Source organism: Nannocystis punicea, from assembly GCF_026965555.1.
GTDB lineage: Bacteria > Myxococcota_A > Polyangia > Nannocystales > Nannocystaceae > Nannocystis > Nannocystis punicea.
Genome location: NZ_CP114040.1, coordinates 8,010,576 through 8,023,613, shown reverse-complemented (window position 1 = coordinate 8,023,613; position 13,038 = coordinate 8,010,576). Strand labels below are relative to the sequence as shown.

The following is a 13,038-nucleotide window of genomic DNA, read 5'->3' as shown; positions in this document are numbered from 1 at the left end:
GACGGCGAAGCCCCGCGGGTCGCGATGAATCGCGGACGCGAGACGGCGAGGAAAGATGTCGCGGCGGCGATTGGTGCCACTGCATGGTGGTACCCCGCATTCATGTGAGGGCCGCGGTACCCGCAGACAATGTCGTGAGCGAGCGGCGCGAATTGCCGCGCGCGCTTCGGGGTTGGGTTCGCGGCCGAGGCCGGCTAGTCTGCGCCGCCGATGCTCGCGCTCACCACGTGCGCCGCGCTGCTCCTCGCGCCGGCGCCCTCGCCCGCGGCGGGCCCGGCGATGCCGGAGGTCCGCTGGGAGGCCCCGCCGGGCTGCCCGGACGAGGCGTGGGTGCGGGCGCAGATCGCCGGGCTGCTGGCGCGGGCGCCGGCCGGGGCGGGCCAGGCGGCGCAGGTGAACCTGCGCGTCGAGGCGCTGCCGAGCGGGCGCTGGCGGCTCGACGCGGCCATCTCGAGCGGCGCAGGCCAGGGGCGCCGCAGCCTCGAGGGCGACCGCTGCGAGGCGCTGGCCGAGGCCGCGGCGCTGCTGACGGCCATCGCGGCGGTGCCCGAGCTGCAGCAGGCGGCGCCGCCGGTACAGGAGGAGGCGCCGGGGACCGCGGTGCCGCCCCCGGGTCCGCCGGCGCCGGTCGAGGCGGAGGGGCCGGTGGGGCCGCAGGCGCCCGAGATCGACGCCGGAGAGCTCGAGCCGGAGCTGCCGGGGCCTTCGGCGACGCCGCCCCCGCCCGCGGAGACGCCCGCCAGGGCCCCCGCGCGCCGCCGGCCGGCGCCCAAGGCCACTCTGGGGCTCGGCGCGGGCATCGGCGCGGGCGCGCTGCCGCGGGTCACGGCGCTGCTGCGGGCGTCGGTCGGGCTGCGCGGGCGGCACTGGGCGGTGGCGCTGACGCAGAGCTTCTGGCTGCCGCGCGACCTGCCCGCGGCCGAGGACGAGCGCGTGGGCGGGCGGATGTGGCTGGCGGCCACCGGCCTGCGCGGGTGCGGGATCGTCGGCAAGGGCCGCGTCGAGGCCCCGCTGTGCGCCGGCGTCGAGGTCGGGGCGCTGCGCGGGCGCGGGATCGGCGACCTCGCGGCCTCGTACCGGGCCACCTCCTTTTGGGCGGCCGCGACCGTGGGGCCGGGCCTGCACGTGCGGGTCGCGCCGCGGGTGGCGCTGACGTTCGGCGCCGACCTGCTGGTGATGCTGACGCGCGCGCGCTTCGAGATCTCCGGGCGCGGGCAGGTCTGCTGCAGCGGGGCCGTGGGCGCCTCGGCGACCGCCGGCGTCGAGGTGAGGCTGCCGTGAGCGGGGGGCCAACGATTTTCGCCGGGGCCGGACATGAACGCCGGCGCGCATGATCGCCGCCGCCATGCCAGGCCCGCTCGTCGAGGAACCGTCCGCTCAGGCGTCCGCCGCCGAGCGCGAATTCGAGGCGGTCTACCGCGAGCACGTCGGCTTCGTGTGGCGCAACCTGCGGCGCCTGGGCGTGCCGGAGCCGGAGATCGAGGACGCGGCCCACGAGGTGTTCCTGGTCGTGCTGCGGCGCCTGTCGGAGTTCGACGGCAGCGCGGCGATCACGACCTGGCTCTACGCCATCACGCGCGGGATCGCCAGCAACCGCCGGCGCGGCGATCTGCGGCGACAGCGGCGGCACGCCGAGGCGCCCGAGCCGGGGCCCGCGGAGGGGCCGGCAGAGTGGCTCGAGCGCTCGCAGGCGGCCGCGACGGTCGCTCAATTCCTGGCGACGCTGACCCCGGAGCAGCGGGTCGTGTTCGAGCTGTTCGAGATCGAAGGCCTGCGCGCCCACGAGGTGGGGGCCGCGCTCGATCTCAATGTCAACACCGTGTACACGCGGCTGCGCGCGGCGAGATCGCGGTTCGCGGCGTTCGTCGCGGCCCTGCACGGCGGCGCGGCGGGAGGTCCCCATGGCTGACGAACTCGATCCGCGCGCCCGCGCATTGTTGGCTGCTTACCGCCGTGACGCCGGTCCGTCGCCGGCCGCGACCGAGCGCCTGCTGGCGTCGGTGCGGCGCAGCGCGACCGCGGCCGAGGAGGCGCGGGTGGTGCCGCTGCGTCCGCGCCGGGTCTCGCGGCAGTGGCTCGGCGTGGCCGTGGTCGGTCTGGTCGCGGCCGCGCTGGCGCTCGCCTTCAAGCTTTCGCCGCGGCGCCTCGACGCCGACGTCGACGCGGCCCGCTCCGCGGCGGCGCACCAGGCCGCCGAGGGGGCTTCCGACGGGTCCGTGACCCCGCGGGCGCCGCGAGGGGCGGGCGAGCCTGCCACCTCGACCGACGGCGCGCCGGCGCCGGAGACGGAGGTGCCGGCGCTGCAGCGGCCGACCGCGACGACGCACGAATCGGAGGCGCCCGCCGCCCGCGCGAGCGAGGCGCCGGGCGGCACGAGCCGCGGGGACGGGAGTCGCGGGCCGTCGGGCTCCGGCGTCGCGAATGGGGGGAGGCCCACGACGGGCGCGAATGCGGGGACCGCGGGCGGAGCTCCGGCGAACGGCGAAACTCACACGAATGTGGGTACGGCCGGGCCGACGAATTCCGGCGCGTCCGGATCGGCCGGGGACGCGAATGCGGGGACCGCGGCGTCCGACCGCGGGGACGGGCTGGCGCAGGAGCTGGCGATCGTGCGGGCGGTCAACGACGCCCTGGCCGGCGGGAGCGAGGCGCTGGCGCTGGCGCGGCTCGACGACTACCACCGGCGCTTCCCCGACGGGGCGCTGCGCGAGGAGGCGGCGGCGCTGCGGGCGGTGGCGCTGTGCGCCGCGGGCCGGGCCGACGGGGCGACCACCGCGGCGGCGTTCCTGCGCGCGCACCCCGGCTCGCTCTCGGCCGAGCGGGTGCGGCGGGCCTGCGGCGTGCGCTGAAGCCACATGTCCGCGAGGACATGTGATTTCGTGCGCGAGGGCCAACGAAAGCGCCGGGGGGCGGACATTCACCGGGCACTGAGGATTGCAATGACATCGAAGATCTGGAGCATCATTCCTACATTCGCGCTGATGCTCGGCGCGTGCACCCTGAACGCCAAGCTCCTCGGCGAGCCGAACATCGACTCGTCGACCGACAGCGACGGGGAGACCGACGACGGCATCGACGCGACGTCGAGCAGCTCGAGCGCATCGGGGCCGGAGGCGACGTCGAGCAGCTCGAGCGCGACGGAGACCGGGCCGGAGGCGACGTCGAGCAGCTCGAGCGCGACCGGAGGCGAGGCGACGTCGAGCACGAGCACGACGGGGACCAGCGGGGAGCAGACGTCGAGCAGCTCGAGCGCGACGGAGCCGGAGGCGACGTCGAGCACGAGCACGACGGGGACCAGCGGGGAGCAGACGTCGAGCAGCTCGAGCGCGGGGTCCGACACCGACCAGACCAGCACCTCGAGCACGAGCGGGGGCGAGACGACGGGCGCCCCCGTGGTGTGCGAGGAGGCCCCGCTGCAGGCGCCGGGCGTCGACCGATCGTGCGAGGTCGACGAGGATTGCGTGGTCGTGTTCCACCAGACCGACTGCTGCGGCTCGTTCGACGCGTTCGGCATCAACGCGCAATCGCAGGCGGCTTACGACGAGGCCGAGGCGCCGTGCATGTTCGAACCGAATTGCGACTGCGCGCCGGAGGCGACCGACGCCGAGGACGGCGAGGCGACCGCCGACAACGCGAAGATCGTCGCGGTCTGCGTCGACAACCAGTGCCGCAGCGAGGTCCCGTAGCGACCGTCGATGCGGGCAGGCGTCGCCGCCGCTCTGCGAGGTCGAGCACAATGCCCCCACGATCGTCGTGCGTCGCGCGTGTCCACGCGTCCGCCGCGTTTGCGCGCTGGCCGGTGACGGTTAAGCTCGTCGGCGAGAAAGGGCATTCATGCAACATCGAGTTCGAATCCTCGCATCGCTCCTCGGGATCGCCATGATGACGGCGACCGTGGCAACCGCCCAGGCAGCGATGGGCGACCAGAAGGGCAAGAGTACCGAGAAGGTCGCCCAGCCGGAGCCCGATGCGCCGGCGGCTCCGCCCGCGCCGGAGCCGACGCCGGAGCCCAAGCCGGAGCCCAAGCCGCCCAAGCCGAAGGGCCCGCACCCGTCGCCGAGCCCGACGCCGCCGCCGTCGCCGACCCCGCCGAATCCGTGAGGCCCGGGCGCGGCTCGGACGAATGTGATACGCGAATCACCGGTGCCGGGCACGAGCCCGACCGGTGATTCGCGTATCTGCGTGATCGGGGCCCGATCGCGATTGGCGGCTGCGTCACTCGGCGCGGACGTACGTGCGCCGTCCCCCGCGCGGACCGCCCTGCTGATAGCGATGGACGCCGACCAGCGCGCCGCCGACGGCCGCGCCGAGGCCGAGGAGCATCGCCAGCGACAGGCCGAGGAGCGCCTTGCCGGTGCCCTCGACGGCCTCGAGCGCCCGGGTCCGGGCCGTCTCGCCGAGCTCGCGCAGGCGAGCGTCGTAGCCGCGCTCGATCTGCCCCGCGATGTCGGCGGCCTCGGCCGGCGACAGCGCGGTGTTCTCGGCCAGGGCGTTGATGACGAGCTGGCGATCGAGGCGTCCCTCGCGGACCGAGCTCCGCAGGGCCTTCTTCGCCGCGGTCATCAACTGCTCGCCGGTGATCGCCGGCTTGCCCTCGCTCTGCAGGCGGCGATTGACCGGAGCCAGCAGATCGTCGGTCGACAGCCCGAGCGACTCGGGGCTGATCTCGCCGATCGCCCCGGCGCCGACGGCCGCGACCGCGCCGCCGGCGGTCGCCGAGGCCACGCTGGCGCCCGCCGTGACGGCGCCGCCGATGACCGCGGTGAGCGCCATCCACAGCAAGGTGATCGAGGCCACCGTGGCGAGCGCCCACACGACGATGCCATGGATGGCGCCGCTGGCCCGATCGAGCGGACCGGCGAGCTTGCCGACGACGAGTCCGCCGACGAACAGGGCGAGGATCGGGGCGATGAGCGTCCAGACGCCCGTGCCGACGCCGACGCTGCGGAGCGAGCCGGGGTGGTGCGGCTGGATCGCCGTGAGGCCGATCCCCATGCCGAGGAGGTGGAGGAGGAGCCACGCGCCGACGGCGACCAGGGTGCCCGCGAAGATCGAGCCCCAACAGACGCCGGTGCGCGTGGGTGTGGGCATTGGACCCACGGCGGTGACGGAATCGTCTTGAGTCATGCGCATTGGCATGCCACCGGTCGACGATCCCGGCACGCGCAAATATGCACAGCGCCCGCGGCGCGCGACGACTCACCCGGAGCCTAGCAATATCACGACCACGAACGCGACCAGAGCGAGCAGGAGCATCGCGGCGGTGATCCGCAGCGGCCGGCGGTACGCCGAGCGCGGGCCGCGTCGCCACCACCGGTGGAACCAGGGGTCGTCGACGCGGGGCGCCAGCGGGTCGTGAGGGTCAGGGGCTGCGGACGCGGGCATGGCCGGCCTCGGCGATGATGGGCGGCGGATCTTCGTTCGGCGGCCGGTCGGGCGGCGGATCGATGCGCGGCGGCTCGTGAGGCGGCGGATCGATCTCTGGCGGGCTCGGCGGGGTCGGGTCCTCACGCGGAGGCGGGGTCGGCCGCGGATCTTCCTGAGGCGGCGGGGTCGGGTCCTCGCGCGGCCCCTGGGGGTCGCCGGGGTCCTCGCCCGGGCCGAAGGTCACAGGCCGAACGTGCATTGCAACCCCGCTCCCACGGTGCACGCCGCGAACTCGCCGCACGCGTCCGAGGCGCACGAATCGAGGTCGTCCAGCGTCTCCCGCTGTTCGTCGGCCATGCAGTCGCCGATCCGACTCTTGCAGTCGTCGACGCAGTCGTCCGAGACGTCGTCGTTGCACTCGCGAGCCTTGTCGCAGTACGAGTTGCAGCTGGCGGCGATCTCGAGGTTGGTGGCGCCGCTGCTGTCGTCCCCGCAGGCGGCCAGACCGGCCCCGGACACGAACGCGAATGCAAACAGGTAGCGATGAAGGTTCTTGCGCATCGTCTTATGTGACTCCTGACAATTGTATAGGCGGGTCGCTCGGTGGCGCAACCGACGATTCCCGCTCGCGGTACCAATCGGCGTACGGAGTATCATCGATCTCGCGGCGGCCGAGGTCGGGCGCGCCGTCGGTCCACCACACCGGGCCGCGCTCGCCGAGGCCGACCTTGGCCGCGTGCACGCGCGCTCTGGCGGCGCGCAGGGCGTCGGCGTCGTTCCCGGCGCGGGCCTGCTTGACGTCGCGGCGCGCCGCCATCAACGCGCGCACCAGCGTGGCCCGGACCTCGGCGGACAGATGCGGATTCGCCGCGCGCCACAACCGGCCGCGGACGACGATGTATCGCCCGTCGGGGGTGTGCAGCGGCGGCGAATCGCGGCGGGCCACGGCGGCCTCACTCAGTTGCGGCGCTCGTCGTCGGTCGGGACCTCGCGCAGCGAGGCGGCCTCGACGTAGACGACCTTGCCGAGGTCGTCGGCCATCTCCTTGGGCAGGTCCCAACTCTCGAGCGCGTTGGCGGGGACCTCGCGCAGCGTGCCCGAGGCGGCGACGATGTCGCCGACGACCACGTCCTTGGGCAGCATCACCGGGATCACGAACACCTTCTCGGTGAAGGTCGGCCCGATCCACAGGCCCTTGCCCGCGATCGCCTGCACCTTCTCGCGCCCGAGCTCGACCTTCTTGCCGGCCAGCGACTTCTGATCGGCGGTCGCCACGATCTCGGAGACGGTGTCGACCTCGCCCTCGGGCTCGGCCGCGGCGGTCTTCTCCGGCGGGCCGACCTTGCGCACCGAGTCGGCCACCAGCACCGGGCGCTCCTTCAGCTTGACCTCGATCTCGGGCGAGAGGTCCCAGCCGATGTCGCGCTCGACGTCGGCGACCACGAATCGCCGCACGGTGCCGTTGACGATCAGCTCGTCGTCGTCCTTCAGCGCGCCGCCGGCGGCCACGTCCATCGGCTTCTTCATCAGCACGGTGATGTCGTCGTCGAACGCCCAGCCCGTCCCCTCGAGGCGGAAGGCGCGGTCGCTGTAGACCTCGTCGACCTCGCCGGTGACCCGCACCTTCTTGTCGTAGTACCAGGCCGGGTGCTCCTTGACAGTATCGACGTCGGTGGTCGGCGCCGGCGCGGGCGTCGGCGCGCGCTCGGCCTGCTGCCCGGGGGCGCGCTCGGCCGTCCGCTCGCGCTCGCTGTTGCAGGCTCCGGTGGCGACCGCGGCGAGCAGCGCCGCACCCGCAATGGCCCACGCGTGGGCATGATTGTCTCGTCGCATGAGTGTCTCCCCTTGTCTTCGGGTATGCGGTTTCCCAGTGTCGCCCGCCCGGCGGCTCGCCGGGGCTGGGGCGCTGAGGGCATGCACCGCATCTCCGGAAGTGCAAGCTCATCGGTTCACATTTGCGATCGATCGTCGCCGCGCGGTCGCGACCTGGCGTCCAGGCGCCTGGCCCAGGGCGCGGTCTGGCGGCAGAGGCGCCAATGCGATGAGACCGGTGAGATGCGCCCGGCTCATGCATTCGAACCGACGATTCATTTCACGGTAGCAGCGGGGCCCTACCGCGCAAGCCGCGGGCGCGACGAGCTTCGCCGCGAATGCTGCGTTTGTCGGGCGCCACGGCCGAGGTCGCTGGTGCGGCGATCGTCGGTCGAGGCCGCCGCGGAGCTTGCGCAGTCACGGCCGGAGGACGCAGCCGCCGACAATTTCGCCGCGCCACTTCGCCCGCATGGCCTCCTTGAACGCCGACAGCGGGAACACGCGGGACACGTGCGGACGGATCCGGCCCTCCTCGACCCATTGGAGGATCCGGGCCAGTCGCGGCGCCCGGATCGACGGATCGTGCAGCGTCGACAGGACGGTCGGACAGCCGCGCACGGTGAGGCCCTTCATCATGATGAGATTCGTCGGCAGGGTGTTCGCGTTGGGGGCGCCGCGCTGGCCCTTGCCGCGGGCGACCGCGGGCGTGGCGGCCCAGCCGACGATCAGGAAGCGGGCGCCGAACTTCACGCAGCGCAGGCTCTCGAGCGAGATGTCGCCGCCGACGCCGTCGTGGACGACGTCGACGCCGAGGCCGCCCGTGAGCGCCTTGACCTCGTCGCGGAAGCGACGCACGCCGGGGCTGCCGTCGAGGTTCCGGCAATTGATCACGTGATCGGCGCCCTGGGCCTGGACCTCGGCCAGCTTGTCGTCGGACCGGCCGGTGGCGATGACGGTGGCGCCGAGCAGCTTGGCGACGTGGACGGCGGCGAGGCCGGTCGAGCCGGAGGCCCCGTGGATCAGCACGGTCTCGCCGGCCTGAACCTGACCGCAGGCGACCAGGCAGTGATAGGCGGTCTCGTAATTGCCGAGCAAGTTGCAGCCCTGGTCGAAGTCGAGGCCGGCCGGCAGGCGGCGCACGGCCTCGGCGGGCGCGACCGCGTGGTCGGCGAAGCCGCCGTAGGCCTGATAGGCGCCGACCGAGCGCGGGCCGCTGAGCAGGCCGTCGACCAGCACCGGGTCGCCGACGCGCAGCTGCTCGGGCGGGACGTCGGCGCCGAGCCAGGCGACCTCGCCGGCGTACTCGAGCCCCGGCGTGTAGGGCAGGGGCGGCATGTGTTGATATTGGCCGCTCGTCATCAACAGGTCGACCCAGCCGACGGCGGCGCTGCGGATCCGCACGATCACGTCGGTCGCGCCGAGCCGCCGCGGATCCGGCGGCTCGGCTGGCTCCAAGGACATGTGATGCTCGATCGCCTGGGCCGGATCTTCGGCCAGCTCGGTGACGATCACGCGGTGACCGGGAGGCAGGTGCGGTTCCGTCATGCGGTGCGCGCGAGGGTACCGCCCGCGACGGGCGCGGTCAAAAGCGGCTCCTGCAGGCCCCGGAGGGGTCCGGCGGGCGAGCGCGGCGAGGGCGTAACGAGCGCGGAGGCTCCGTCCGAAGCGAGGGCTGCAGCGACGCGAGCCGGTCGCACTCTCGCGTCGGCGGCGAGGCATTGTCCACTGCACGCATTTCATCGGCCGCACTGCAGATATTTCGTGCGGCCGAACTCGCGCGTGTGTGCGCGCGTCCGGCTGACAGGCAGACGCCTCCATCGCCGCCGACCTAGCAATGATAACAGTGTTCGTGAGCGCGCCTTTCGCTTGACCCGCGGCGCAGCCCGCGGCCACCATGCCGCCATGACGCGTATGGTCCTCGTAGTTTGCATGCTGCTGTCCGGCTGTAGCGCCGGACCGGAGTCGTTCTGGCGCGGGGTGACGCGCGGGATGTGCAAGTACAACCGCAAGTGTGCGAGCAGCGAGCTGCCGCTGGCGGAGTGCGAGGCGCTCGCGTACGAGGACGCCGGCGATCCGGAGGCGTTCGAGGCGACCTGCCCCGACTACGATCGGGCCCAGGCGCGCGCCTGTCTCCGCTACGTCCGCTCGGGGCGGAAGATGTGCGGCGGGCTGTCGGAGCAGCCGGCCTCGTGCGAGGGCGTCTGCGGGGAGGGCACCGCGATCGTATTCTTCCCCGAGGACTCGGCGTACCTGACGGAGGTGACGGTCGACCCGGGGCCGCGCCGGCCGGTGCTGATCGCGGAGTGAGCTGGCCGAAGGGGCATGTCCGAAAGCGCCGGTAGGCGAAATGGAGCGAGCTCCTCGGCCGCGGCGCGCGAGGCCGTGGCGGCTGCACGCGTGTGATTCGGTCACCACGACGATCGCGCATTGCCGCCAGCGCTTCCGCACCGACGACGTCCGCCTGAACGGCGAGTTCATCCTGTTCGTGCGGGCCGCCGAGCGGCCGGCGTTCGACGGGCCTGGTCGTCCACTTCGAAGGCGAGCGCGTGTACGCGGTGATGCGGCCGGACGACCCGTGAGCCGAAGCCGTGGGCTTCGGCTCAAGGCGGGGCGCGCGCAGGCGACGGTCGCGGCGGCGGCGGTGTAGACTCGCGGGGCATGCGGCCGCGTCGCTGTCGACCTGCCTTCGCTCGCGCGAGTTCGTGTCCGCGCGTGACGGGCCTGGTGGCGGCGATCGTGGCGGCGACCGGGGTGGCCTGCGGCGGCGAGGAGGGGCGGTGCGGCCGGCTGGCACGGCTGTGCGCGGCCGACGGCGAGTGGAAGGCCGTGGCGCCGCGGGTCGAGGACGCGGTGGAGGTCGACCTCGACGGCGACGGCGAGCTCGAGATGGTCGTGCTCGATCGCAGCGGGCAGCAGCTGGCGGTCGCCTGGCCCGACGGTCCGCGGACGACGTGGTTCTTGAACGGCGAGGCGCCGGTGGCGATCGCGGGGCTGCCCGGCGCGCTGGCGGTGGCGTCGACCGAGCCGCCGGTGGTGGCGCTGTACGGGGCCGATGCGTCGGGGCGGCTCGAGCGGCGCAGCGCCGTCGTGTTGCCCGACGAGCCGGCCGCGCTCAAGGCCGTCGACCTCGCCGGCGACGGCGCTCCGGAATTGCTGGTGACGATCCCGGAGGCCGGCGTGATCGCGGTGATCGATCCGGCGAAGGGCACGATGCATGAGGTTCCGGCCGGCCGAAATCCGCTGCAGCTCGACACCGGCGACGTCGACGGCGACGGGATCCTCGACGTCGTGGTGGTCGACGTCGGCCGTGCTCTCCAGGTGTTCTTCGGGACAGGTGACGGCCAGCTGCGCGCGGCGGCGGCCAGCCCGGCGGTGGCGCAGATGCAGTGGATCGACCTCGCCGATCACGACGGCGACGGCGACCTCGACGCCTTCACCCGCGCAGATTCGACGCGGGCGCTGGTCCACCGCAACGACGGCGCGGGCCGCTTCTCGAGCCCGATCGCGCTGCCGTTCACTGCGCCCGCCGACGGGGCGGGGCTGATCGCGGGGCCGCTGGCCGCGGGCGGGCTGGTCGGCGTCAGCGTGCCGACCGAGCGCGGCTTCGCCACGTGGTTCGGCAAGGGCTCGACGTGGCTCGGTCGCGTCGACCAATCGCTGGAGAGCGGGGGCAGCTGGGTCGGCGCGAGCGTCGACGGCGGGCTGCTGATCGGCGGCCAGGGGTTCGTGCGCCGCTGCGAGTTCGTCGCCCAGGGGGCGGCGGTCGAGATCTGGCGCGACTTCTCGGTGCAGAGCGAGGTGTTCAGCAGCGCGGTGACGACCGGCGACCTCGACGGCGATCCGCTGCTCGACGTCGCGGCGGTGCTCGACGACCGCCTCCTGGTGTTCCGGGGGCGGGCCGATCGCAGCCTCGAGAAGTTCGCCGAGCTCGACGTGGAGGTCGACCTCGAGCCGATGTCGATGGCGATCGCGGACGTCACCGGCGACGGCCTCGCCGACATCCTCGTGTCCGACGTGACGCGCGTGTGGCTGGCGCAGTCGCAAGCGGACGGCTCGTACACGCTGCACCCGCCGCACGAGGCCGCCGGGCTGGCGTACAAGCTGGTGCCGCTGCGCACCGGGCCCGCCGGGCCGGCGACGATCGCGGTGATTCCGGTGAATGACGCGACCGGCGCGTTCGGCGGGCTCGGGGCGTCGCTGCTCCGCTTCGCGGCCGACGGCTCGGTCGCAGAGGAGGTCGTGTTCGCCGACTCGCGCGCGGTGCTGGGCGCGGCGCCGGTCGACCTCGACGCCGACGGCGTCGAGGAGCTGCTCATGTACAGCCGGACCGAGGACACGCTCCACCTCGATCACATGGTTCCCGACGGGATGGGCCTCGCCGTCGCGGCGACGTACGACCTCGCGGCCCTGGCCGGCCTCGCGCCTCACGCGTTTCGCCCGAGCGGCGTGGCTGTCGGCGACCTCGACGGCGACGGCGCGGTCGAGGCGCTCGTCGGCAGCTCTCAAGCGGTGGTGCGGGTGTCGGGCCTCGCGAGCGGCGACCCTGCTGCGACTGTCCTGAAGGACATCCAGGCGTCGCAGATCCTCCGCGACCTCGACGGCGACGGCCGGCTCGACGTGGCGACGGCGATCGGCTACGCGTATTACTTCCACCGCGGTCGCGGCGACGGCACGTTCGAGCCGGAGGTCATCCTCAACGACTTCGTCGACGTCACCGCGGGAGCGTTCGCCGCGGTCCCGGACGCGCAATTCGACGTCGTCACGCTGTCGCGCGGGGGGATCGCCACGTACCTGACGCGCCCGGTCGTGCTCCCGTCGCAGACCAGCGGCAGGGCGTTCCACGGGCTCGCGGACGACCTGGTGGTCGGCGACGTCGACGCCGACGGGCACGCGGATGTCGTCACCGCCTCGAACCACCCGCTGGGCGGGCTGGGCGTGCTGTGGGGCGGCGAGGCCGATCCGCTGGCGCGTGGTCGAGGGCACGGGACAGGGACGTCTCGGCGCGCGCTCGCCGTCGGCGACCTCGACGGGGATGGCGAGCTCGAGGTCGTCGCCTCCGGCACGGGGGGCGGCGTCCAGGCGTATCCGTTCCGCCCGGACGCGCGCGACGAGCCGATCGACGTCGCCGCGCTGCCCGACTCCTACGTGCAGGCGCTGGCGGTCGGCGACCTCGACGGCGACGGCCTGGCCGACCTCGTCGCGCTGCGGCGAGGCGCCGGGATCGTCGTCTCTCTGGCGCGCGGGACCGGGCCGCTGCAGTTCGCGCCGTTCTCTCCGGGGATCGAGGTGACCGCCGATGCCGGCTCGACGCTCGAGCTCGGCGACGTCGACGGCGACGGCGATCTCGACGTCCTGGTCCGCTCGAACGACGCCGTGGAGAGCACGCTGGTGCTCACCGGAGCGGGCGGCACGTGGTCCGAAGCGACGGTGCTGGAGGGGTACGCGGCGACGTTCAGCCCGCCCGACGCCGCCGGTCGCGTCGAGCTGGTGACGCAGGAGGGCACGTCGATCCACCGCCACGACCGCGGCGCGCCCGACCGTCGAACGCTGCTGCTGGAGGGCGACCCGATGAATTTCGCGCTGCTCCGGCGCGTCGCCGACGTCGACCGCGACGGCCGCTACGACCTCGTCCTCGTCGACGACGACGGGACGCACGTATGGCTGCGCGGCGAGGACGGGATGGAGCGCGTCACCCTGACCGACGTGCCGCTCGACGTGGTGTGGTTCGCGGACATCGACGGCGACGATCGCCCCGACGCGGTCGGCCTCCGCAACGGCGTGTTGTTCGTCCGCCGCACGCGAACGTAGTCCGGGGCGGTGGAACTGCGCTTCCCGCAGGGCCTGGGCGCGGGTATAGTC

15 protein-coding genes are annotated in these 13,038 nt (G+C 73.7%); 7 read left to right on the top strand and 8 right to left on the bottom strand.

The genetic code is table 11. From position 1 onward, the window contains the following. The first annotated feature begins 210 nt into the window (after nt 1–210). The 3 genes from O0S08_RS30865 (at nt 211) to O0S08_RS30855 (ending at nt 2,849) form a co-directional block, all read left to right on the top strand. Nucleotides 211–1,281, top strand: a complete 1,071-nt coding sequence (locus tag O0S08_RS30865; protein ID WP_269032938.1) for a hypothetical protein — start codon at nt 211–213, stop codon at nt 1,279–1,281. 64 nt (nt 1,282–1,345) lie between these two features. Further along, the gene (locus tag O0S08_RS30860) at nt 1,346–1,909 is read left to right on the top strand and encodes an RNA polymerase sigma factor (RefSeq protein ID WP_269032937.1); all 564 of its coding nucleotides are present in this window, start codon (nt 1,346–1,348) and stop codon (nt 1,907–1,909) included. Then, the gene (locus tag O0S08_RS30855) at nt 1,902–2,849 is read left to right on the top strand and encodes a hypothetical protein (protein ID WP_269032936.1); all 948 of its coding nucleotides are present in this window, start codon (nt 1,902–1,904) and stop codon (nt 2,847–2,849) included. Before O0S08_RS30860 ends, O0S08_RS30855 begins: the two co-directional genes overlap by 8 nt. Before the next feature lie 68 nt (nt 2,850–2,917). Here O0S08_RS30855 and O0S08_RS30850 read toward each other — a convergent pair whose 3' ends face one another. Beyond that, nucleotides 2,918–3,364, bottom strand: coding sequence for a hypothetical protein (locus O0S08_RS30850; RefSeq protein WP_269032935.1), 447 nt, complete (start codon nt 3,362–3,364; stop codon nt 2,918–2,920). A 28-nt stretch (nt 3,365–3,392) separates the two neighbouring features. Here O0S08_RS30850 and O0S08_RS30845 point away from each other — a divergent pair, with 28 nt between their 5' ends. Both O0S08_RS30845 and O0S08_RS30840 read left to right on the top strand, forming a co-directional pair. Then, the gene (locus tag O0S08_RS30845) at nt 3,393–3,686 is read left to right on the top strand and encodes a hypothetical protein (RefSeq protein WP_269032934.1); all 294 of its coding nucleotides are present in this window, start codon (nt 3,393–3,395) and stop codon (nt 3,684–3,686) included. A 208-nt stretch (nt 3,687–3,894) separates the two neighbouring features. Then, nucleotides 3,895–4,101 (top strand): hypothetical protein, encoded by a 207-nt coding sequence (locus O0S08_RS30840; protein ID WP_269032933.1) that lies wholly within the window; start codon nt 3,895–3,897, stop codon nt 4,099–4,101. A gap of 114 nt (nt 4,102–4,215) precedes the next feature. Here the strand turns inward: O0S08_RS30840 and O0S08_RS30835 are convergent, their stop codons facing one another. The 7 genes from O0S08_RS30835 to O0S08_RS30805 all read right to left on the bottom strand — a co-directional run bounded on the left by O0S08_RS30835 (nt 4,216) and on the right by O0S08_RS30805 (nt 8,724). Further along, complete coding sequence (locus tag O0S08_RS30835; RefSeq protein ID WP_269032932.1) at nt 4,216–5,091, bottom strand: hypothetical protein; 876 nt, start codon at nt 5,089–5,091, stop codon at nt 4,216–4,218. 108 nt (nt 5,092–5,199) lie between these two features. Continuing rightward, nucleotides 5,200–5,385, bottom strand: a complete 186-nt coding sequence (locus O0S08_RS30830) for a hypothetical protein (RefSeq protein WP_269032931.1) — start codon at nt 5,383–5,385, stop codon at nt 5,200–5,202. Then, nucleotides 5,363–5,626, bottom strand: a complete 264-nt coding sequence (locus tag O0S08_RS30825; RefSeq protein WP_269032930.1) for a hypothetical protein — start codon at nt 5,624–5,626, stop codon at nt 5,363–5,365. The genes O0S08_RS30830 and O0S08_RS30825 overlap by 23 nt, the downstream gene beginning before the upstream one ends. Next, entirely contained in the window at nt 5,608–5,928 is a 321-nt protein-coding gene (locus O0S08_RS30820) for a hypothetical protein (protein ID WP_269032929.1), read from the bottom strand. Before O0S08_RS30820 ends, O0S08_RS30825 begins: the two co-directional genes overlap by 19 nt. A 4-nt stretch (nt 5,929–5,932) precedes the next feature. Further along, complete coding sequence (locus O0S08_RS30815; protein ID WP_269032928.1) at nt 5,933–6,313, bottom strand: hypothetical protein; 381 nt, start codon at nt 6,311–6,313, stop codon at nt 5,933–5,935. Nucleotides 6,314–6,324: 11 nt separating this feature from the next. After that, entirely contained in the window at nt 6,325–7,200 is an 876-nt protein-coding gene (locus tag O0S08_RS30810) for a hypothetical protein (protein WP_269032927.1), read from the bottom strand. A gap of 396 nt (nt 7,201–7,596) precedes the next feature. After that, a complete protein-coding gene (locus tag O0S08_RS30805; protein WP_269032926.1) occupies nt 7,597–8,724 on the bottom strand; it encodes an NADPH:quinone oxidoreductase family protein in 1,128 nt (375 codons plus the stop codon). Between the two features lie 366 nt (nt 8,725–9,090). Between O0S08_RS30805 and O0S08_RS30800 the strand changes: the two genes are divergently transcribed. Together O0S08_RS30800 and O0S08_RS30795 are read left to right on the top strand one after the other, a co-directional pair. Next, nucleotides 9,091–9,486, top strand: a complete 396-nt coding sequence (locus tag O0S08_RS30800; protein WP_269032925.1) for a hypothetical protein — start codon at nt 9,091–9,093, stop codon at nt 9,484–9,486. A gap of 405 nt (nt 9,487–9,891) precedes the next feature. After that, the gene (locus tag O0S08_RS30795) at nt 9,892–12,987 is read left to right on the top strand and encodes an FG-GAP repeat domain-containing protein (protein ID WP_269032924.1); all 3,096 of its coding nucleotides are present in this window, start codon (nt 9,892–9,894) and stop codon (nt 12,985–12,987) included. Nucleotides 12,988–13,038 lie beyond the last annotated feature (51 nt).